The sequence below is a fragment of the Streptomyces sp. NPDC047453 genome, from assembly GCF_040643155.1.
GTDB lineage: Bacteria > Actinomycetota > Actinomycetes > Streptomycetales > Streptomycetaceae > Streptomyces.
In genome coordinates this window covers 1-20,983 of the sequence record NZ_JBEYTS010000094.1, presented here as the reverse complement: position 1 = coordinate 20,983, position 20,983 = coordinate 1, and the positions used below count along the sequence as shown (strand labels likewise).

Annotated in this window: 19 protein-coding genes and 4 pseudogenes; 11 read left to right on the top strand and 12 right to left on the bottom strand. The window is 68.8% G+C overall.

The annotated features are described in order from the left end of the window. From ABZ818_RS38425 to ABZ818_RS38410, 4 genes are all read right to left on the bottom strand, one after another. On the bottom strand, nt 1-200 hold a 200-nt coding region (locus ABZ818_RS38425), incomplete at its 3' end, for a flavodoxin-dependent (E)-4-hydroxy-3-methylbut-2-enyl-diphosphate synthase (RefSeq protein ID WP_030422095.1). A gap of 171 nt (nt 201-371) precedes the next feature. Further along, the gene (locus ABZ818_RS38420) at nt 372-1,664 is read right to left on the bottom strand and encodes a site-2 protease family protein (protein WP_361425647.1); all 1,293 of its coding nucleotides are present in this window, start codon (nt 1,662-1,664) and stop codon (nt 372-374) included. Between the two features lie 8 nt (nt 1,665-1,672). Next, nucleotides 1,673-2,935 (bottom strand): 1-deoxy-D-xylulose-5-phosphate reductoisomerase, encoded by a 1,263-nt coding sequence (gene dxr, locus ABZ818_RS38415; protein ID WP_361425640.1) that lies wholly within the window; start codon nt 2,933-2,935, stop codon nt 1,673-1,675. A 207-nt stretch (nt 2,936-3,142) separates the two neighbouring features. Then, a complete protein-coding gene (locus ABZ818_RS38410; protein WP_361425637.1) occupies nt 3,143-5,083 on the bottom strand; it encodes an acyl-CoA dehydrogenase family protein in 1,941 nt (646 codons plus the stop codon). Nucleotides 5,084-5,431: 348 nt separating this feature from the next. Between ABZ818_RS38410 and ABZ818_RS38405 the strand changes: the two are divergent. From ABZ818_RS38405 to ABZ818_RS38395, 3 pseudogenes are all read left to right on the top strand, one after another. After that, nucleotides 5,432-6,441: pseudogene (locus ABZ818_RS38405) on the top strand (LacI family DNA-binding transcriptional regulator). 103 nt (nt 6,442-6,544) lie between these two features. Next, a pseudogene (locus ABZ818_RS38400) lies at nt 6,545-6,910 on the top strand (family 31 glucosidase); the annotation flags it as partial. 1 nt (nt 6,911) lies between these two features. After that, nucleotides 6,912-8,289 (top strand): annotated as a pseudogene (locus tag ABZ818_RS38395) (glycoside hydrolase family 3 C-terminal domain-containing protein); the annotation flags it as partial. Nucleotides 8,290-8,362: 73 nt separating this feature from the next. Here the strand turns inward: ABZ818_RS38395 and ABZ818_RS38390 are convergent. The 3 genes from ABZ818_RS38390 to ABZ818_RS38380 all read right to left on the bottom strand — a co-directional run bounded on the left by ABZ818_RS38390 (nt 8,363) and on the right by ABZ818_RS38380 (nt 10,261). Then, complete coding sequence (locus ABZ818_RS38390) at nt 8,363-9,316, bottom strand: BN159_2729 family protein (protein ID WP_361425634.1); 954 nt, start codon at nt 9,314-9,316, stop codon at nt 8,363-8,365. After that, nucleotides 9,313-9,888, bottom strand: a complete 576-nt coding sequence (locus ABZ818_RS38385) for a sigma-70 family RNA polymerase sigma factor (RefSeq protein ID WP_361425632.1) — start codon at nt 9,886-9,888, stop codon at nt 9,313-9,315. The genes ABZ818_RS38390 and ABZ818_RS38385 overlap by 4 nt, the downstream gene beginning before the upstream one ends. A gap of 103 nt (nt 9,889-9,991) precedes the next feature. After that, the gene (locus ABZ818_RS38380; protein WP_361425629.1) at nt 9,992-10,261 is read right to left on the bottom strand and encodes a helix-turn-helix transcriptional regulator; all 270 of its coding nucleotides are present in this window, start codon (nt 10,259-10,261) and stop codon (nt 9,992-9,994) included. A gap of 235 nt (nt 10,262-10,496) precedes the next feature. Between ABZ818_RS38380 and ABZ818_RS38375 the strand changes: the two genes are divergently transcribed. Together ABZ818_RS38375 and ABZ818_RS38370 are read left to right on the top strand one after the other, a co-directional pair. Further along, entirely contained in the window at nt 10,497-10,973 is a 477-nt protein-coding gene (locus tag ABZ818_RS38375) for a transcriptional regulator (RefSeq protein WP_361425626.1), read from the top strand. 96 nt (nt 10,974-11,069) lie between these two features. After that, nucleotides 11,070-11,309, top strand: coding sequence for a hypothetical protein (locus ABZ818_RS38370; RefSeq protein WP_361425623.1), 240 nt, complete (start codon nt 11,070-11,072; stop codon nt 11,307-11,309). Nucleotides 11,310-11,438: 129 nt separating this feature from the next. Here the strand turns inward: ABZ818_RS38370 and ABZ818_RS38365 are convergent, their stop codons facing one another. After that, nucleotides 11,439-11,651, bottom strand: a complete 213-nt coding sequence (locus ABZ818_RS38365) for a hypothetical protein (protein ID WP_361425620.1) — start codon at nt 11,649-11,651, stop codon at nt 11,439-11,441. A gap of 844 nt (nt 11,652-12,495) precedes the next feature. On the opposite strand from ABZ818_RS38365, the gene ABZ818_RS38360 reads away from it, so the two are divergent. From ABZ818_RS38360 to ABZ818_RS38340, 5 genes are all read left to right on the top strand, one after another. Beyond that, a complete protein-coding gene (locus ABZ818_RS38360; protein WP_361425617.1) occupies nt 12,496-12,708 on the top strand; it encodes a hypothetical protein in 213 nt (70 codons plus the stop codon). Between the two features lie 284 nt (nt 12,709-12,992). Continuing rightward, nucleotides 12,993-14,771, top strand: a complete 1,779-nt coding sequence (locus ABZ818_RS38355; protein WP_361425644.1) for a hypothetical protein — start codon at nt 12,993-12,995, stop codon at nt 14,769-14,771. A gap of 33 nt (nt 14,772-14,804) precedes the next feature. Beyond that, nucleotides 14,805-15,494 carry a hypothetical protein gene (locus tag ABZ818_RS38350; protein WP_361425614.1) on the top strand — a complete coding sequence of 230 codons (690 nt, stop codon included), beginning with the start codon at nt 14,805-14,807 and terminating at the stop codon, nt 15,492-15,494. Between the two features lie 218 nt (nt 15,495-15,712). Continuing rightward, a complete protein-coding gene (locus ABZ818_RS38345; RefSeq protein WP_361425611.1) occupies nt 15,713-16,465 on the top strand; it encodes an IS3 family transposase in 753 nt (250 codons plus the stop codon). 8 nt (nt 16,466-16,473) lie between these two features. Next, nucleotides 16,474-16,662 (top strand): hypothetical protein, encoded by a 189-nt coding sequence (locus ABZ818_RS38340; protein WP_361425608.1) that lies wholly within the window; start codon nt 16,474-16,476, stop codon nt 16,660-16,662. A gap of 10 nt (nt 16,663-16,672) precedes the next feature. On the opposite strand, the gene ABZ818_RS38335 is transcribed toward ABZ818_RS38340, so the two are convergent. The 4 genes and pseudogenes from ABZ818_RS38335 to ABZ818_RS38320 all read right to left on the bottom strand — a co-directional run bounded on the left by ABZ818_RS38335 (nt 16,673) and on the right by ABZ818_RS38320 (nt 18,985). Then, on the bottom strand, nt 16,673-17,020 hold the full coding sequence (locus tag ABZ818_RS38335) for a helix-turn-helix transcriptional regulator (RefSeq protein ID WP_361425605.1): 348 nt from the start codon (nt 17,018-17,020) through the stop codon (nt 16,673-16,675). Between the two features lie 561 nt (nt 17,021-17,581). Further along, nucleotides 17,582-17,707: pseudogene (locus ABZ818_RS38330) on the bottom strand (glycerol-3-phosphate acyltransferase); the annotation flags it as partial. 105 nt (nt 17,708-17,812) lie between these two features. Further along, nucleotides 17,813-18,520 (bottom strand): hypothetical protein, encoded by a 708-nt coding sequence (locus ABZ818_RS38325; RefSeq protein WP_361425602.1) that lies wholly within the window; start codon nt 18,518-18,520, stop codon nt 17,813-17,815. 249 nt (nt 18,521-18,769) lie between these two features. Further along, nucleotides 18,770-18,985: a hypothetical protein gene (locus ABZ818_RS38320; protein ID WP_361425599.1), complete on the bottom strand. Its 216-nt coding sequence runs from the start codon at nt 18,983-18,985 to the stop codon at nt 18,770-18,772. 452 nt (nt 18,986-19,437) lie between these two features. Between ABZ818_RS38320 and ABZ818_RS38315 the strand changes: the two genes are divergently transcribed. Continuing rightward, entirely contained in the window at nt 19,438-20,910 is a 1,473-nt protein-coding gene (locus tag ABZ818_RS38315) for a carboxypeptidase regulatory-like domain-containing protein (protein WP_361425596.1), read from the top strand. Nucleotides 20,911-20,983 lie beyond the last annotated feature (73 nt).

Below are 20,983 nucleotides of genomic sequence, written 5' to 3'. Positions count from 1 at the left end.
ATCTGGCAGCCCGAAGCCGTCAGCTCCGCGATCTGCTGCAAGGTGGCCCCGATGTCCGACGTACGCGTCGTCGTCATCGACTGCACCGACACCGGCGCGTCCCCGCCCACCGCCACGGAGCCGACCTGGATCTGCCGGCTCTTGCGGCGCTCGGCGAGCTTGGTCGGAACGGACGGCATGCCGAGAGAAATCGCAGTCATCTGCTGTGCAACCCCAAGTCGTGGATCAAGGTCCGGCCTCGTTCAGCGGCGGGCTCCAGGCATCGAGATTACGGCACGTCCATGTGCCCCAGCACATCCCACCCGTCAAAACCCACTCATTGGAAGGCGGCCGGACGGGAGACCCGTCCGGCCGCCTTCGTCAGGGGTCCGCTAGGAGATTTTGACCGGGTTAACCACGTCAGCGATCAGGACGAGGATCGTGAAGCAGACGAAGACGCCCGCCACCACGTAGGCCACCGGCATCAGCTTCGCCACGTCGAACGGACCCGGGTCCGGCCGGCGCAGCACCCTCGCCAGATTCCGCCGCAACGACTCCCACAGCGCCCCCGCGATGTGCCCGCCGTCCAGCGGGAGCAGCGGGAGCATGTTGAACAGGAACAGGGAGAGGTTGAAGCCGGCGACCAGCATCAGGGCCATGGCCAGTTGCTGGGTGGGCGGGATGTCCAGGGTGAAGATCTCGCCGCCGACGCGGGCCGCGCCGACCACGCCCATCGGGGAGTCGGGCTGGCGGGGAGCGCCGTCGAAGGCCGCGTTCCACAGGGCCGGCACCTTGCCGGGCAGGTTCGCGATGGAGTGGACGGCCTCGCCCAGCCGGTCGCCCATCCAGGTCACGGACTGGCCGAAGTCCTGGCGGACGATGCCGGTGGCGGCGCTGAAGCCGAGGAAGCCGGCGCTGACGTACTGCCCCTGCACGATCTGGCCGTGGGAGTCCTTCTTGGCGACCTGGTTGGTGGCGATCTTCGCGTGCAGGGTGACGTCCTGGCCCTGGCGGTCGACGACGATCGACACCTCCTTGCCGGGGTTGGCGCGGATCAGGTCGGACAGCTGGTTCCAGTTGTCGGTCTTCATCCCGTTGAAGGAGACGATCTTGTCGCCCGCCTTCAGGCCCGCGGCCGCGGCCGGCGCCGGGGCGTCGGTCTTCGTGCAGTTGTCGCGGTTCTCGCTCTGCGCGATGACGCACTGGGAGACCGAGCTGACGGTGGTCGTCTGCTGCGAGATGCCGAAGCCCATGAGGACGGTCAGGAAGAGCGCGACCGCGAGGATCAGGTTCATGAACGGGCCCGCGAACATCACGATGACCCGCTTCCACGGGGCGCGTGTGTAGAACAGGCGCTTCTCGTCACCGGGGCCGAGTTCCTCGAAGGCCGCCGAACGGGCGTCCTCGATCATGCTGCGCCAGGGCGAGGTGGAGCGCGCGGTGATCCGGCCGTCGTCGCCCGGCGGGAACATGCCGATCATGCGGATGTAGCCGCCGAACGGGATGGCCTTGATGCCGTACTCCGTCTCGCCTTTCCTGCGGGACCAGAGCGTCGGGCCGAATCCCACCATGTACTGCGGCACGCGGATGCCGAAGAGCTTGGCGGTGGACAGATGCCCCAGCTCGTGCCACGCGATCGAGACCAGCAGGCCCACCACGAAGACGACTATGCCGAGGATCATCATCAAGGACGTCATGCACGCGCCTCCGCTGTCGCCGTCCGCGCTGTCAGTTCCCGGGCCCTGGCGCGGGCCCAGGTCTCCGCTTCGAGGACGTCCGGCACCGTCAGGGTAGTTCCCGTGCGGGGTGTGCCGTGTTCCTCGACCACTTGTGTCACGGTCTCCATGATCCCGTTGAAGGGCAGTGTGCCGCGCAGAAACGCGTCGACGCACTCCTCGTTGGCCGCGTTGAACACGGCCGGGGCGGTGCCGGCGAGCCGGCCCACGTGCCGGGCGAGCCCCACGGAGGGGAAGGCCTCGTTGTCGAGCGGGAAGAACTCCCAGGTCGACGCCTTGCTCCAGTCGAAGGCGGGCGCGGCGTCGGGAACGCGTTCGGGCCAGCCCAGGCCGATGGCGATGGGCCCGCGCATGTCGGGGGGCGTCGCCTGGGCGAGGGTGGATCCATCGGTGAACTCAACCATCGAGTGGACATACGACTGCGGATGCACGACGACCTCAATGCGATCGAAGGAAATGTCGTACAGCAGGTGTGCCTCGATGACCTCCAGCCCCTTGTTGACCAGGGTGGCGGAGTTGACCGTGATCACCGGGCCCATCGCCCAGGTGGGGTGGGCGAGGGCGTCCTCGACGGTGACGTCGGCGAGCTGGGCCTTGGTCCGGCCGCGGAAGGGCCCGCCGGAGGCGGTGACGACCAGCTTGCGCACGTCGTCCCGCGTCCCCGCCGCGAGCGCCTGGAAGAGGGCGGCGTGCTCGGAGTCCACCGGGATGATCTGACCGGGCCTGGCGAGCGCCTTGACCAGCGGGCCGCCGACGATGAGCGACTCCTTGTTGGCGAGCGCGAGGGTGCGGCCCGCCTCCAGGGCGGCGAGGGTCGGGGCGAGGCCGATGGAGCCGGTGATGCCGTTGAGGACGGTGTGGCAGTCGGAGGCGGCGAGCTGGGAGGCCGCGTCCGGCCCGGCGAGGATCTCGGGGAGCGGCCCGGACGTCCCGTACTGCGCGGCGAGCGCCTCGCGCAGGGCCGGTACGACGTCCTCGCGGGCCACGGCGACGGTCCGCACCCGCAGCCGGTACGCCTGCTCGGCGAGGAGACCGACCCGTCCGCCGTTGGCGGAGAGCCCGGTGACCCGGAAGCGGTCCGGGTTGCGCAGTACGAGGTCGATGGCCTGGGTGCCGATGGACCCGGTGGACCCGAGGACCACCACGTCCTTGGGCCCGTCCCCGGCGACGGGGTCGAAGACGAGGTGCGGGTCGGCGAGAGGGGCTGGACTGTCGCTCATTCCCCCATTGTGGCGGCAGCGGCTCCCCGAACGGACAGCGCGTCCCTCCCGAAGGGGGAGCGAGTCGCCGGTCGCCGCGCCGGGGACGCGGCACGGCGCGCCCCCGCCGGCGGACGCGGTCGGCCGCCCGGTGGCCGATGCCTCCGGGCGGCCGGTGGAGATCGCCGGCGGGCGGCCGCACCGCATGTTGTGGCCGTCGGCCGGCCGTCACCTGATCGGGCGGTGCACGTTCTCCCGCTCACTCGGGCCGGGGTCCGCCGCCGCGATCCAGGGGCCGTCGTCCGACGGGTCGATGACCCCTTCCTCCAGCCAGGTGTAGGCGCCGCCGAGGACGCCCTTGACGACCTTGCGGTCGAGGTCGTCGGTGTTGGTCCACAGGCGGTCGAAGAGTTGGGCGACGCGGATGCGGGACTGCCGGCAGAAGGCGTCGGCGAGCTGGTAGGCCTCGCGGCCGTGGTCGCCCTGGGAGCGCAGGAGCTCGGCGCGGACGCAGGCCGCGCTCATCGCGAACAGTTCGGCGCCGATGTCGACGACCCTGCCGAGGAAGCCCTGCTTGGTCTCCATCCGGCCCTGCCAGCGGGACATGGCGTAGAAGGTGGAGCGGGCGAGCTTGCGGGCGTGGCGTTCGACATAGCGCAGATGGCCGGAGAGGTCGAGGTGCCCGGGCGGGTGGAACTCGGCGTACGAGCGCGGGAGCTGGCCCGGGCCCGCGACCAGCTTGGGCAGCCACTTGGCGTAGAAGACGCCCGCGTTCGCGCCCGCCCTCGCCTTGTCCGAGAGGGTCTTGTCGGGGTCGATGAGGTCGCCGGCGACCGAGAGGTGGGCGTCGACCGCCTCGCGCGCGATCAGCAGGTGCATGATCTCGGTGGAGCCCTCGAAGATGCGGTTGATGCGCAGGTCGCGCAGCATCTGCTCGGCGGGCACCGCGCGTTCCCCGCGGGCGGCGAGGGACGCGGCCGTCTCGAAGCCGCGGCCGCCGCGGATCTGGACCAGTTCGTCGGCCATCCGCCAGGCCATCTCGGAGCCGTAGAGCTTGGCGAGGGCGGCCTCGATGCGGATGTCGTTGCGGTTCTCGTCGGCCATCTGGGACGACAGGTCGAGCACCGCCTCCAGCGCGAAGGTGGTGGCCGCGATGAAGGAGATCTTGGAGCCGACCGCCTCGTGCAGCGCGACCGGCTTGCCCCACTGCTCGCGGGCCGCGGACCACTCGCGGGCGATCTTCAGGCACCACTTGCCCGCGCCCGCGCACATCGCCGGCAGGGACAGCCGGCCGGTGTTCAGGGTGGTCAGGGCGATCTTCAGGCCCTGACCCTCGGCGCCGATGCGGTGGGCGGCCGGGACCCGGACCCGGTGGAAGCGGGTGACGCCGTTCTCGATGCCGCGCAGGCCCATGAAGGCGTTGCGGTTCTCCACCGTGATGCCCTCGGAGGCGGCCTCGACGACGAAGGCGGTGATGCCGCCTCGGTGGCCCTCCGACTTCGGCACGCGCGCCATGACGACGAGGAGGTCGGCCACGACCCCGTTGGTCGTCCAGAGCTTGACCCCGTCGAGGATGTAGTCGTCGCCGTCCGGGACCGCCGTGGTCGCCAGGCGCGCCGGGTCGGAGCCGACGTCCGGCTCGGTGAGCAGGAAGGCGGAGATGTCGGTGCGGGCGCAGCGCGGCAGGAAGGTGTCCCTCTGCTCCTGGGTGCCGAAGAGTTTCAGCGGCTGCGGTACACCGATCGACTGGTGCGCGGAGAGCAGCGCGCCGATCGCGGGGCTGGCGGAGCCGGCCAGGGCGAGGGCCTTGTTGTAGTAGACCTGGGTCAGGCCGAGGCCGCCGTACTTGGTGTCGATCTTCATACCGAGGGCGCCGAGTTCCTTGAGCCCGGTGATGACCTCGTCCGGGATCCGGGCGTCGCGCTCGATGCGGGCCGAGTCGATCTTCGTCTCGCAGAAGTCGCGGAGCTTGGCCAGGAACTCCTCGCCGCGCTGGGCGTCGTCGGCGGCTGGCAGCGGATGCGGATGTATGAGGTCGAGCCGGAAGCGGCCGAGGAACAGCTCCTTGGCGAAGCTGGGCCTGCGCCAGTCCTGCTCCCGGGCGGCCTCCGCCACCTGGCGGGCCTCGCGCTCGGTCACGGTGGGCTTGTTGGACGTTGGTGCGGACATGAGGCTCACCTCGCCGCGAAGAGGGATGTGGGGGCGGTACGTTACCGACCGGTGCTACTGGATCGTATGTACCCGATACCGGGCGGATCCACCACCCCACGCGTACGGACGCTCGCAGTCCACCGTCTGTTTCGGTGTGATGCCACCCCAGCATCCTGTGTGCGGGGCGTGACGACCACTCGCGTACTCCGTTCGGATGGCCCACCCCGAACCAGGGGAAGAAAACAATCGAAGCGCCTCGACAGCGCTATGGACACCCACCCTCGCCGGGGTACTGTCGAACCACCCTCACGCCCTGATGTCAGCACCGCGCACTGTCGAAGCGCTTCACAAAACTTGGAGAGCTGGATGGTCACCCTCGCCGAGGTCGCCCAGCACGCCGGAGTCTCGGCGAGCACGGTTACGTCCTCAGCGGCAAGCGGTCCATCTCCGCGAGCACCCGGCAGCGGGTCGAGGAGAGCATCCGGGAGCTCGGCTACCACCCGAACGCGGGCGCCCGCGCCCTGGCGAGCAGCAGGTCCAACATCATCGCCCTGATGATCCCGCTGCGTACCGAGATGTACGTGCCGGTGATGATGGAGATCGCCATCGCCGTGGCGACCACCGCCCGCACGCACGGCTACGACGTGCTGCTGCTCACCGGCGAGGAGGGCCCCGACGCGGTGCGCCGGGTCACCGGCAGCGGGCTCGCCGACGCCATGATCCTGATGGACGTCGAGCTGGACGACGAACGGCTGCCGCTGCTGCGCGGAACCGACCAGCCGTCGGTCCTGATCGGGCTGCCCGCCGACACCACCGGGCTGACCTGCGTGGACCTGGACTGGGGTGCGACGGGCGCGCTGTGCGTGGAGCACCTGGCACTGCTCGGGCACCGTGACATCGCCGTCATCGGCGAGGCGCCCGCGGTCTACGAACGGCACACCGGCTTCGCCGAGCGCACCCTCGACGGTCTGCGCTCCCGGGCCCGCGAGCTGGGCCTGGGCCTGCTGCACCGCCCGTGCGAGGGCGGGTACGACGCGATGGCGGTGACCCTGGCCCGGATCCTCGACGAGCGCCCCGGCACCACCGGCTTCGTCGTGCAGAACGAGTCCGCCGTCGAACCCCTGCTCGCCCTGCTGCGCCAGCAGGGCCGCGCGGTCCCCGAGGACGTGTCGGTGGTCGCGATCTGCCCGGACCAGGTCGCCGTCCAGGCCTCGGTGCGCCTGACCTCGGTGGGCATCCCCGCCCAGGAGATGGGCCGGCACGCCGTCGCGCACCTGGTGGCCAAGCTCGACGGGCGCGGCACGGACGAAGTGGTGCTCATCGCGCCCGAGTTGACGGTCCGGGCGAGTTCGGGGCCGGTCCACTCCGGCTCCTGACACCAGTCTGCTCCGTCCCGGGCCCCGGCCCGCCGGGGGCGCCCCCATGCCTTCTCACGCCTTCTCGCAGGACTCCCCGTCCGCACTCCTTCAAAGAGCACTCGTGAACCAGCATGCCGAGACCCAGCCCCCGCACGGCCCGGTCAGCCTCGCCCAGTCCTTCCCCACGGTCGGCATGTTCCGCGACCGGGACGGCGTGCTGGAGTGGAGCGGCCGCCAGGAGACCGTGCGCATCGAGCCGTGGGGGCCGGACGCGGTCCGGGTGCGCGCCCGGCTCGGGGGCCCGGTCCTGGACGGCCTGCCCGGCGCGCTCCTGGCCCACGCGCCGGCCACCGAGAGCACCGTCAAGATCGAGGACGGCCGGGGACGCCTGACCGTCGGCGCGCTCACGGTCGACGTCGACGCCGCGGGCCTGGTCCGCTTCCTGCGCACGGACGACCTCACGGAGCTGCTGGCGGAGGAGCGGGCCCGGTCGTGTGCGTGCCTCGGCCGACCAGCCCGGCGGCTGGGTGGTGCAGGAGACGTTCCGCCTCGAACCGCACCGCGGCGGGCACCTCCTGCGGCACATCGGGACCGGTCGCCACGTCCGTGTCACCGCCGACGGCGTGAGGATCGCCGAGGAGAACGGGCCGGACGGCGCGGAGGTCTTCGAGCTCGTCGTGTCCGAGCGCGGGGAGGAGGCGGTGGCGCGCGCGGCCGGCCGAGCCGACGTGGTGCTGGTGGTGGCGGGCAACGACCCGCACATCAACGGCCGGGAGACACAGGACCGTACGACCCTGCGGCTGCCGGAGCACCAGGAGCGTCTGCTGCGCGCGGCCCGCACCGCGAACCGGAACACGGCGCTGGTGCTGGTCTCGTCGTACCCGTACGCGGTCGACCCCGCTCCCCTGCGGGCGGTGCTGTGGACCGCCCACGGCGGCCAGGCGGCGGGCACCGCTCTGGCCCGGGTGCTGGCCGGTGACTCCTCCCCCGCCGGCCGGCTCCCGCAGACCTGGTACGCGGGCGACTCCGACCTGCCGGACCTGCTCGACTACGACGTGATCGGCGGCCGCCAGACGTACCTGTACTTCGAGGGCACCCCGCTGTTCCCCCTTCGGACACGGGCTGTCGTACGCGTCGTTCGGATACGGCGACCTGGCGGTCCAGGTCGGGCAGGACACGGTGCGCGTGTCCTTCACGGTCACCAACCACGGGGGCGTCACCGCCGACGAGGTCGCCCAGCTCTACACCCGCGCCGCGAACCCGTCGGTCCCGCGGCCGCGCCGGGAGCTGGCCGCCCACCGCCGCATCACGCTCGCGCCCGGTGAAACGGCTGACCTGACCTTCGAAGTCCCCCTCTCCACCCTGGAGTTCTGGGACGTGTCACTGGGCCGCCGGCGTCTGGAGCCAGGCCCGTACGACTTCCTCGTCGGCGCCTCCGGCGAGGACATCCGCCTCCGCACCACCCTCACTCTCGACAGCGAGCCCGGCACTCCGCGCCCGGTCCTGCAACACGGCCTGAGCGCCGCCGACTTCGACGAGCAGTCGGGCATCGAGATCGTCGACCGGACGAGGACGACGGGCGACGCGGTGACACCCGCTCCCGGCAGGCGGGGCGAACTGCTCTACCCTGACCGCGACTTCGGCACTGGTGTGACGCGGGTGAGCGTGGAGGTGGCGAGTGAGGGGACCGTCGAACTGTCCCTGGACGGCGCCCCGGTACTCGCGGTTGTCGTCCTGGACAGCCCCACGTCGGGCCCGTACGACTACACCACCCTCACCGTTCCGGCCACCGCCGCCGGCGTACACGATCTGCGCCTCGGGCTGCGCGGCCCCCTGCGCCTCGCGCGGATCGGCTTCACGAGTTGAGAACGACCCGTCCCGGCCCGCCTCGGGCCATGTGAGTCCCCTGGATGCGGCTCACCGTGATCGGGGCCGGTGTTCACCGGGTGTCTTCGGCGTCCGGGGACAAAGCCTCGGCGGTCTGCGTCTCAACGGCGGAGAGGGGGCCGTTGGCCGTGACGATCGAGACGAGCGGGTAAGGAGGGCTGCTGGTGCCGCAGAGGGTCAGCAGCGGCATGCCGTCTTCCCGTCGTTGGCCGAGGTAGCTCCACATCTGGCCGTGCCGGTCGACCTGGCCGCGGGCGAGGTCGTAAACACGCCCTCCCAGGAAGAACGGTTCGCCGGCGGCCTCAGCGGCGGTGTCGAGGAGGTGCGGCACTTGGTACGCGGTGAGGTGGACGTCGACGGCGTCGATCTGTCCGGCGGCGGTCTGGGCCCATCCGGCGCGGTGGGTGGGAGCGTCGAGTGCTGCGCCGATGGCGGTCAGCCAGTACTCCCAGTGGTCGAGTGAGAGGGCGTGGATGTGGATGACGACGCGCTCGTGGTCGAAGGTGATGTGCGTGGTCTCGAGCCGGCCCGCGTTCTCGGCCCGCAGCTTGGCCGCCACAGCGGCCGTACGGGCCTGCGCCGGAGTCCAGTCGGCCGCCCCCTGCTCCTCGGTGCTCGTGGTCCGAGCGGCGGCAGGCCTGATCATGGGGGTCTGCTCGGCGACGGGCACGACGGCCGGCTGCGGCACACCAGCCGCGGTGTCGGGCGCCGGGGGCGTGTCAAGGCCGGTGCCGGGCAGGGCGATCACGCGGAGGAGTGCCGGGGCGGGCGGCTTCGGGTCGGCGGCGGCTTCGGTGACGTCGGCGGCCGGCTGGTCCTCTTCGGGAAGGCCGCGCTGCGCTTCGTCCTGTTCCTGGAGCCGTTTGAGGGCTTCGGCCCCGCCCGTTTCCACCAGGCGCCCCTGCGCCTGGAGGCCCGCGATGAACCTCCGGGCCAACTGCGCCAACTGCTCGGTCAGTTCGCGCTCGACCTCGGCGTCGCTACGGCTGTCGGGAGTGGTCGTCATGCTCCCGCCTCCACATAGGCCCTGCGGAGGGAGTCGAGCGCGCGCCACTGCAGGGTCTTGACGGCGGCGTCGGTGGTGCCCATGGTGCGCGCCGTCTCGCTGACGGTCAGCTCACGGAGGAACCGGAGCCGGATGACGGCCTGTTGACGTGGCGTGATCCCGGACAGGGCATGGTGCAGGTCGGCAGCGGCAAGGGTGGACAGGACCGTGTCCTCCGCGGTGCTCACCGGGGTCACCCAGGCGTCCCACACGTGGGTGATCTGGTCCACGAAGGTCAGGCGCCGTGTCGCGGCGACCTTGAAGTGGTCGGCGACCACGTTGCGGGCGATCGTGCACAGCCAGGCACGGATCGACGTGCCGGTCCACCGGAAGGTGCCGATCTTGGCCCACGCCTTCATGAAGACATCGGCGGTGAGGTCCTCGGCGAGCGTCGGGTTCGATCTGACGCGGAGGCCGATGAACGCGGCGATTACGTCGTGGTACATCCGGTACAGCTCGCCGAATGCCTCGGGATCGCCTTGCTGGGCGCGGGTGATGAGGGCCGGTTCCCTCGTTGTGAGGCCGCCGGACACGGCCTGGGCATGAGAAATCAAAGCCTGCTTCCGATCGTGAGTGGAGGAACTGTGTGGGGCTGGGTGACGAGGAGAGACCGCCCCCGTGGGCTCCGCGGGGGCGTCAGCCGGACTCGCGCCGGCGTCCGACTGGAGCGGGCGTCGACCACCGGCGTGAAACGGCGGTGCGCCTCGTGGTCAGCGGGTCGTCATAAACGAGAGTGTCGAGCCCGATCCCGTAGGCGTCGCGCAGCGTCCAGAGCGTGGCCAGGCTCGGTTCTTTCGTCCCGGCCGCGAGTCGGTGGAGCGTCGACCTGCTGATACCGGTGCGCTGCGCCACGTCGGCAACACTTTCGTCACCAAGCTCCTTGGCCTTCACCAGGAGCTTGGCCATATGGAGGCGGAGCATGGTCAGAAGACCCCCTAAGGGACTTGCATCCGTGCGGCTAACCCACACGCACGGACGTATGGAAGTTGCCAGGCTGATGTGACGCAAGGCTATTTTTATTCGCACATAAGTACTCGATCGACGAGTTGGCCTGGAGGAATGCCGATCTAGGCCCTTGACCTGCAAAGGTGCACGCATGCAACTAGCGTGAAAGTACATGCACGCGCGCTACCCTCCGGACATGCGGATTACGGAAGATCTCCATCAGGGGAATCGGCCCGGGCGACAGGCTCAAGCGCGGCGTGTCGGCGCCTACCTCTCCTCGGCCGCGACCGCGGCCGGGTACGACATCCGCCGGCGCAAGGGCGGCCGAGCGCAACTGGCGGCCCTGACCGGACTAAGCCTGACCACCATCAGCCGGACGCTGGACGGCAGAACCCTGCCGCTCCCCTCACAGCTGACGAAGTGGGCCACGGTCCTCGACCTCGATCACCGAGCGATGCTGGTGGAGAGCGGTCTCATCCCTGAACAACGAGGGGCCCGAACCGCAAGCCAAGAGGCAGCCTCAGCGGCGCTGTCCCCGAACGAGGCCATGAACGCGTGGGGGATCTCCGATCCCATCATTCGCAAGACACTCAACGCGAGTATCGTCCACGCGATCAGACTCCAAGAGGAGCTCGACGCGGCCGACGGCTGGGAGGCCGTCGCACTGGGGTGAACCGGATACCCTCCCTCCTGCCGCGCCAGTATCAGCGGGTCGAAAATGGTGCGCTGGCGAGAGGGGTAGCAGGTGCTCGTCGTACGAGGAACTTCAATGACCGCTGTCGTCCGCGGCAGCACTGGTGAGACGGTTATTTTGCTCCCCGGTGACGCACGCCAGGAAGTGTCCGAGGCAACACTGACCGACCTGATCAAGGCCGCCACCGCCGTTCTCAGTGCGGCCGAACTTCAGACCCTCAGCAGGGTTGTCCCCGGGTTGACAACAAGCCAGATGGATTCCTGTGTTTCAGTCGACGGAATGACCCTGACGGTCTATAGGCTGACCATCGACTGATTACTGGGCGCGAATAGGAAAATCCCTCCACCACCAAGTTCCGAGATCACCCCCGCCTCAGTAAAAGGCGAGCCGCCCGCCGTCGGAAGGTTCGACGGCGGGCGGCTCGGCCCTTTCACGGGAGCGGGACTAGTAGCGACGCCCGTAGGGGTAGCAGTCCCATCGGTTCGACTGGTAGCGCCAGTCCCGGTCGCAGTCCCGGTCCCACCTCGAGTAGCGGTCGCAGTACCGGTACCGGTAGCTGTCATGACGCCAGTAGTCGCGGTGTCGCCACAGGTCAGAGCCGTGGCGGTACTCGTAGGGGCTGTAACGGTCGCCCCGGTCGAACGAGTGGGCCGCCAACGTCGCGGAGGCTGGGGCATGGAGCGGGGCCGCAATCGCCTCTGCGGAGGCAGGCACCACGACGGCGCCGGCAGTCAGAAGCGCGACCGCCACCGATCTCGCAATGGTCTTCACTTGCTCTCCTTTCGAACGGCAGGAATTCGGTGTTTCCCTGCCGCTGCATCCGACGTTACATCGAATTACTGGGCCCACTGCTGAAGCCGGTGTGCGGTCAGGCACGAGGGGACAGCCGACCAGGATTAGAAAGCAGCAGCTCAGCCGCCTTGTCGGGCATGTGTGAAGCAGCGCCACCCCGCCTTTTCGAAACACCCGTCCAGACGAATTATGCGGCGTGGCGAGATTAGTCGTCCAACCAGTTCTCGGGACTGAATCAATGACTCCCGCAGGCTAATTCCCGCCCTTAAACGACCCGTATTTCCAGGAGTAAAAAAGGAGCAGGAACCCCACCACCTGTTACTTCGCCGCCCGCAGAGCGCGACAACCGTCATTGATCTGCCCTGACTTTTACAGAGTTCGCTCGCCCCTCAAAGCCCGCGTACAGGTCGGGACACAGCTCCGGGGCGCCGGCACACCCTCCTCCACGAGGACCCGAAAGGGAACGACCGTGCGCTTTTGAACGCATGTCGCATATAGGCGGTTTGCACTCCCACTTCCGCTTCCGCTACTGTCCGGGACCTCCGGACAAACCGTTCGGAGTCTCTGGACGGCGCGGTTGGTGTGTGCCTGCTGGTTCCCCCAGCGGTTCCGCCGCCTCCGGCTCCACAGCAGGGTTTTCCGCATGACCCGGCTGCAAAGAGCGGATCTCTGCCGCCAGCCCAACAACCCTTCAATGAAAGGTGTCCCCATGAACATGGACCAGCTCGAGGCCGAGACCGCGGAACTGCTGCCCGGCCGGGAGGCGCTGGGGAAGTTCTCGTTCAACTTCACCAAGATGACCAGCATCACTAAGAAGACCGCGCACGTGGACGCTCACAACGAGTCCGCCGCGCTGAACTCGTGCTCGCCCTGGGCCGTCGCCCAGTCCGAGGCGCAGCAGGCCATCAGCATTCAGCAGTAACTCCGGCAGACGGTGTGCAGGGCCAGGTCGACGGACTTGGCCCTGCACCCGCTCCACGCCCGGTATTCCATACCGCACGCCTGCTGTCCAGTGCTGTGGCCATTCGTCAGAAAATCAGACGCGCCTTGGAGAAGAGAATGACGGCGTCCGAAGAACCCAGCGGCTTCAGAACGCTGGATGTTCAGGTTCCGCACCCCTGGGACGGATTCCCCCAGGAAGCGGCCGTCAACGGCACGCCGGACTCATTCACCCACTCGATGTACACCAAGCCGGCCGACACCTTCATGCCGTGGAACGCCGCGCCCGTTCCCCGACTGAGCCACGGCTTGCAGACCCTCGGGGAATACCAGGGGTCTGGCTTCACCGAGCGCAAGTACATTGTCCGCCGAGGCGACGGTCAGGTAATCCAACTGTCGCGCCTGCTGTACCTCGTCGTGAGCTCCATCGACGGCGTACGCGACGCCGAAGCGATCTCCCATCGGGTGAGCGGGCGCTACGGGGCCGAAGTCACCACGGAGAACGTCGTCCACCTGGTGGAGCGAAAGCTCACTCCCCTCGGGATCACGGTCCCCTTCGGAGACCTGCCGGAAGAGCCCCCGGCCCCTCGCTCGGACCTGCTCCTCGCCCTCCGTGGCCACAAAGTGATCTTCCACGAGGCGCAGGTGGCCCGCATCGCCGCCGCGCTCTCCTGGCTGCACCGGCCCTTGGTCGTGGCATTGGTGCTCGCAGGCACCGCGGCCATGGACATCTGGCTTTTCGGTGTTCACGGAGCCATCACGTCCGTGCTGCAAGTGCTCGAACAGCCGCTGTGGATGCTCATCCTCTTCGTGCTGACAGTCGCCTCCCTCGTCTTTCACGAGTTCGGGCACGCGTCGGCCTGCCGGTACAGCGGGGGCGTACCCGGAAAGATCGGATGCGGCATCTTCCTGATCTGGCCATCCATGTACACGGACGTCACCGACGTGTACCGGATCGGGAAGACCGGCCGCCTGCGTACCGGGCTGGGAGGCGTGTATTTCAACGTCATCTTCATGCTGGCCCTCACCGCGGGCTACCTTCTCACGGGCCAGTCCTTCTTCCTTGCCGCGGTCTACCTCACGCACTTCGAGGTCCTCGAACAGCTGGTGCCGGCGGTGCGGCTCGACGGCTACTACATCCTCGGCGACCTGGCCGGTGTTCCCGACCTGTACGGCAAGGTCAAGCCCATCCTGTCGAGCATGGTGCCCGGGCGGAAACGCCCCGTCGCAGGTGCGGCCGACCTCAAGCGCTCCGCCCGGATCATCGTGACGGTGTGGGTCTTGACCATGATCCCCCTGCTCCTGGCAGAGGCCGGGTACGCCCTGTGGAACCTTCCACGCCTCCTGGCCACCGCACTGCGCAGCCTTTCGGCCCAATGCCTCGGCACGTACTCGGCGTTCACGGCAGGGCAGATCACTGCCGGGCTGGTCGGACTCATCGGCACACTCATGCTGCTCTGCCCGATGGCAGGAGGCGCCTATCTCGCGGGGCGGCTGACGGCCCGCCTGTACCGAGCCGCCAGGAGAGCGACAGAGGGCAAGCCTGCCATGCGTCTCGCTCTGGCCGCCGCAGTCGTCGCCGGCTGCGCCGTTCTCGGAACCGCCTGGGTGCAGGGACTTGCGCCCAAGCCACTTCCCGAATCAGCCCCGGTCACTCCTGTCCTGCAACCCGGCGTGCCCACCGTCCGAGCCCCGCACCCCACCCCCACGGGCTCCCAGGTGGGCCACCCTGCCGGCGCCACCCCGGGAAAGCGGGTCACACGACACAACAGCACGTCCCCCGGCACCGTTCCGTCCCACTCCGCGGCAGCCCCGCCCGCCACCTCGGCAACCGCCCCGGCGCCTCCCCCCGGCACACCGGCCGCCTCCACGGCGGAGGCAGGTCCGACCCCGACCACACCAGCCGGCAGCACTCCCACCACGCCGTCCCCACACCCTTCCGAAAGCCGGACGGCCTCCGCGTCCCCCTCTTCCTCACCCTCGGAGTCCGTCACCGCATCCCCCTCACCCTCCGAGACAGCCCCATCCGGCTCCAGCCCTTCCTGACTCCGCACACCACCTCATCCGCAGGAGAGAACGATGAACCACCGCAAGCCCCGCCCCAAGACCTCCTCCAAAGCGGCGATCGGCCTCGGCATCGCCGCGACCGCCGGACTGGCCGTGACGGCCAGCACCACCTCGGCAGGTGCCAGCCCCGGCGGTTCCCGCATCTCCCAGAGCGTCGCCATCGCGGTCGACATGGCGCAGAGCCACGCCAACAGGGCCCACAGGAACCAGTTCGACGAATCCTTCAAGATCCACGAATACGGGCCGACCGTCGCCGTGACGGCGAACAACCGGGCTACGGCAGTGTCCTCAGGCTGCTCCATCGACGCCCCCTGCCGTTCGATCGCCCTCTCCTACCAGATCGTCACCACGGCCGGCCGAAACGCGCGCCTCATCAACGCCTCCAACATCAGCAGGGGCATCAACGAACACTGCCCGTCGTGCGAGACGTTCTCCGGGGCATATCAATTCATCGTCGCCACGCCTCGGGGATTCAGCCTCAGCCGCGACGGCCGCAACGAACTCGACTCGATCAACCACCAGGTCGAGGCCCTCAAGGCGTCTCGCCTGCCGATCTCCCAGGTCACACAACAGGCGGACGAGCTGGCCCGCAGGGTGAAGACGATCCTCGACCGTGAGGCGGCCCGAGCACCGAGGGGTGGCAGCAGCGACTCCTTGGCCGACTTCGCACCGACCGTGACCATGCACCGCTACGTCCGGTAGGTCCCGCAAAAGCGCTCAGGGCTGTGGACTCCCACCACAGCCCTGAGTACTGAAATCACGGTCGGGAAGCGAGGTCCAGTGAGCAGCGCTCATCTCATGTCCCAGTCCAAGCTGAAGCAGGCGCAAGCTCGCATCGAAAAGCTGGAGAGCGAGATCGCGGCGTGCCGGAGAGCCATTGACCTCATGTCGGAGGTGGTGCCCCCAAAAGGCGATACGAAGTGATTTCCGCGATGGCGGAAGAGGGCTTCCCGGCGCGCGGAATCATTCAGCTGCTCGGCGTCTCGGAGTCCGGCTATTACGCGTGGCGTGACCGTGTTCCGTCGGCTCGATCACTGCGGCACGCCTGGCTGACCCGGATCATTCTCGACATTTACAGCTCATCCGGTTCGACCTTTGGCTACCGCCGCATCCGGCAGGAGCTCGGCCGCCGGTACGGCATCAGTGTCAGCCATGGAACGGTGGAGCTGCTCATGGCTCAGGCCGGCATCCGCGGCAGGGCCGGCAGGCTGCACGAGGGCGCGCCGCCCACTGCCTCCGGGGTTTCCGACCGGCGCTGGGTCATCGACGTCTTCACCCACAGCACACCGAAGGGCGCTTTGTCCGCTGCTGTCGTCCTCGACTCGACATCGCATCACCTGGTGAGCTGGAGCACGGCTCCCGAGGCGAGCGCCTCGCTCATTGATCGCGCCTTCGACAAAGCGATTTCCTACGAAGTCGCCGCGGAGCAGGCCACGGACACCACAAAGGGAAACCTTGTCGGATGCTGTTTCACCGAGCGTGCGCAGGCCCTGAGGCACGGCCCTGCTTCCGGGACCATCGGCGATTGGTACGATCACGCGGTGGTCGAGGCATTCTGGGAAAGAATGTGCCGCGAACTCACGGACCACAACGACGAGGATGATCCGCGAAGGCTCGAGAAAAGTCTGGAGACATGGACGTCACACCACCCCTGCCAATCGCCGAGGAATTAAGGGCCGGAATGGATGCAGGAAGGCCTCTTTCGGCGACGCAGGCCCATCAAGTGCTGCTGTACTGCGCCCTGGATGCGGCGTGCGTGCCGATGGATTCCCACGGTTTACAAGCGATTGTCAGGGTGGCAGAACTCGACTACGCAACGGTGCGGACACTGATCGGCTGGATCAAAGTGGCAGGAATGGAGAGGTTTTGATCCACCCTCTCTAGGACTCCCCTGCCTGCAGCAAGGACTCGACGAGCACAGCCACATGCCGGCGATCCGCGGGACTGAGCTTCTGCACGCTCGCGATGAGGATCTCCACCTCCGGATCCGTGATCTCGGGCGCGTTCTCGAAGTAGACATGGACACCTGCGGCCTCGGCCGCCGCACGCTGCACGGGCGCCACCGGTATACCCAGGCCTCTGGCGAGACCCTCCAGCGTGGTCTGCTGAGGCATCTGCGCCAGCTTCGCCGACGTCGCCAGATGGTGAACGGTCGAGCGAGAGATGCCGCCCCGGCGCGCTACATCGCTGTAGGACCATCCCTTTTGGTCCAGCTTGTTCTTGATCATTTCCTGCAGTGTGTTGGGCACCCCTGGCTCTTCCTGTCCGAGGGAGGTTGATCGGCCGCTTGCCACTGAGTCTAACGGCGTAGACCTCAGGTCGTTCTGCACGTTTTCTCTGGTCGCCGCCTTCGGCTACGGTGGCGGCGGCAACGGCCGGGAAGACGGTCCGCCGGTCCCGTCGCCGGTCCTCGAGCCACCCTCTTTTTTGTCAGCACACGGGCATACGACGACGGCCGGAGCCCCCGCACAGAGGGCCCCTCGCATGTGCCCTGACCTGCGGTTTCTCTCCGACCTGCGGGAACTCCCACGCTTCAACCCGCGTCAGCCCGTCCTGGCCCGCCTCGGGCCGCCTCGGACTGCCGCTCGTGTTCCCGTGGGAACACCGCGTGGGAACCGCAACGCGTAGGGCTCTGACCAGCCCGTACCCGCTCCCGGGCTCCACGAGCCCGCGTCGGCGGCCAGGATGACCGAAAGCTGCCGCGCATCCGTAGCCAGCTGGACGCTGAAGCGGCCCCGACCATCCGCGACGGCGGACGGCGGGGCCGGTTCAGGGGTCAACTCCTGGGGTCAACGCTCGGGCTTGAGGGGCCGCTGCATCAGCGCGGCCGCGGCCTCGTCGAGGGTGACCTTGCCGTGCAGCAGGGCGGAGACCACTCCCGTGATCGGCATCTCCACGTCGTGGCCCCAGGCCAGGTTCCACGACCGTCAGCCGGGGTTCGGCAGGGCGGCGAGCTGTTGCAGAGCGCCTGTGATCACGCTGGTCCAGGTCCAGCGGGCACGCGCATCGGGCGCCGGTGCTCAGGCCGGTATCGGTATCGCCGAGGTGTCATTGACGACGGTCACCGGGATGCCGCCCGTGAGCGCTGCCAGCCAGTCGCGCAGGGCCTGCGAGGCGGCGCCTTGCGCGGTCGTGTTCACTACGACGCCTGAGGCGTCCGGGGGTAGCCAGGAGGAGTACAGCGGGAATCCCAGCAGCCGCCCCTGGTCGTCCGCCTTGTTGATCTTGTCGAGCGTGGCGGACAGAGTGCGTTCTGCATAGCTGCAGCGGTACAGGTCCAGGCGGGAGAGGTCGATGCCCGGGTCCGCCTGCTTGGCCGCCGCCGCGAGCTGCCGCCCGCGGGCCAGGTCGGTCACGCACAGCGCCACCCGGCCCGGAGGGTAGTCGGTCATGTGCGAGCCGTAGACGTCCGCGAAGGCGTCGCGTTGAGCACCCACGGCCTGGGACAGCGCCTCGGCGACCGGGTCGTTCCACAGCGCGTCGTCGATCGGGTCGTTGGACAGCTCCTCGGCGGCCGGGTCGTTGGTGGAGGTGGCGGCCGCACTGGTGGGCTCGGGATTGTCCTGCAAATCGGCGGCGGTAGGGCAGTTCTTCTCGTCCGGTACCGCCCCGGGCGCGGATCTGATCGGGGCGGTGACAACGGTCTGGTCGGCGTTGCGTGCGCATCCCGTGACCGGCAGCAGCGCGGAACACGCGATCAAGGCGGCAACAGCGGTGTGACGGCGCATGAGTGGCTCCTTGTCAGGAAACGACCTGTGCCACTTCGACACGGAACGCGCCCAAGGAGTTGCCCTCACCGTCCGTGACATGTTCGTGAACGGCACCCAAAGCACGCTGCGGCAGCCGGTCGTGGTCATCACGCCCTCCCCATATACCCCGACGGCAAGCACCAGGTGACCGCCCTTGCTCGGTGGTTCGTCGTCAGTCGTGCGGATCGTCTTGTGTACGGACAGCAGCACCAGCCGCCCGCCCGCGACCTACTCACGGACACGGGCGGCGGGCAGGTCCGGGACGGACTCGGCCTGGAGGTCCCAGCAGTCCCGGACGTGCTCGGCGAACGGCTGGTAGATCAACCCCTTCACCTGGTCCCCGTCACGCACGTAGGCGCCGGCCTCGCACAGCTCCAGGACGAGCGGCACGGAGGGAGGCGCCGGGCGCCTCCAGTAGTCCAGCGCCATCCGCAGGCGCGACACCGCACATGCGCGGTGCCCAAAACGCGTACTCGGCCGGGCTGTCGGCGCCCGATTTCTGCCAGAGCGGGTCATCCGCCGCGTCCCGCTGGCCGGTGATGAACTCCTGGGCGAGGGCGGCGGATTCCCACTGCGCGTAGTAGGGCACGGGGTGAAGGATCCTCGGGGCGCTCATGCGCCCCAGTCTCACCTGCGCAGGTTCGGAGGCCGAGACTAGTGACTCGCATGTCGAGGTGCCGCGTTGACGTGGGCGTGTTCACGCCACGTGCTGTACACGCCAGGCACACCCTCTTATCGAGGACATGCCCATGCTGCATTAGTTGTCTCGGTGGATCACTCCACTCCACTGTCGACCGAGAACAGCGCACGGGTCGACCCGAGTTCAGCAGGCATGGAGTCACACATTGCGCACTTCAAGACATTCCAGTCATTCCGCGCGGAAGAGATTCGCGCGGTTGGCTGCGCTGACCGCGGCGGCCGTGGCCATCCTGGGTCTTCCCGTCACCCAGGCGTCCGGCAGTGCCGCGGCAGCCACGCAGGGCACCGCCGAAACCCCCTCGCATCCCAGGGTGGAACAGGTCTGCAGCTCGCCCCGCAAGGGCGAGTTCGGCTGTCTGGCGATGCGTCGCACCGACGTCAAGGGCATCAAGGGCGTCCAGCCGTTCACCAGTACGCCGAACGGCTGGGGCCCCGCCGACCTGCAGAACGCCTACAACCTGCCGGCGAACGGCGGCACCGGCCAGACGATCGCTATCGTCGCCGCCTATGACGGTCAGACCGCCGAGGCGGATCTGGCCGTCTACCGCCAGCAGTACGGCCTGCCCCCCTGCACCGCCGACAACGGCTGCTTCCGGAAGATCGACCAGCGCGGCGGCACGGACTACCCCGAGCCGGACGCCGGATGGGCGGGCGAGATATCCCTCGACCTCGACATGCTCTCCGCGGCCGCGCCCCACGCCCACATCCTGCTGGTCGAGGCCGACAGCTCCAGGTTCGTGGACATGCTCGCCGCCGTGGACCAGGCGGTCGCGCAGGGCGCCAAATTCGTGTCCAACTCCTACGGGAGCGGCTACGACTCCTCGCCGGGCAGCGGTGAGGACCCGGTCGAGCTGGACTGGGACGGCCATTACAACCGTCCGGGTGTGGCGATGGTCGCCGCCTCCGGCGACAGCGGCTACGGGGTCACCTACCCGGCCGCCTCGCCGTACGTGACCGCGGTGGGCGGCACCGCCCTGACGCGGGACGCCGGCACCAGCCGCGGCTGGTCCGAGACGGTGTGGCACAGCAGCGCCGGCGGTACCGGCTCGGGCTGCTCGCTGTACGAGCCCAAGCCGGCCTTCCAGACCGACACCGGCTGTGACAAGCGGACCGTCGCCGACGTCTCTGCGGTCGCCGACCCGGCCACCGGCGTCTCGGTTTACCAGACCTACGGCGGCAGCGGCTGGTCCGTGTTCGGCGGCACCAGCGCCTCGGCCCCGATCATCGCCGGCACGTACGCCTCGGCCGGAACGCCGGTCGAGGGCAGCTACCCGAACTCGTACCCGTACGCGAACCCGTCCGCGCTCAACGACGTGACGCAGGGTTTCAACGGCAGCTGCACCCCGTCGTATCTGTGCACCGCGGGCGCGGGCTATGACGGCCCGACCGGTCTGGGCACGCCCAACGGTCTCGCCGCCTTCCGCAGCGGCCCGCACGGCGAGGTCGTCGGCGCCGTCACCGACAGCTCCGGCAAGGCGCTCGCCGGTGTCACCGTCATGGCCGGCGACTACCGGGCGACCACCGACGCCCAGGGCCACTACAGCCTCACGGTGCCGCCCGGCACCTACGACATGGCCGCGTACGCCTACGGATACGAGGTCCGAAAGGCCCACGGCGTCGTCGTCGGCGACGGCGGTAAGGTCACGACTGAGGTTCCCCTCGTAGCGTGAAGACCGTGACTGCAGGGGAAGTTGGGGTCATGGCAGAGAAGCGCCAACGGTACGACGCGGAGTTCCGCGAGGG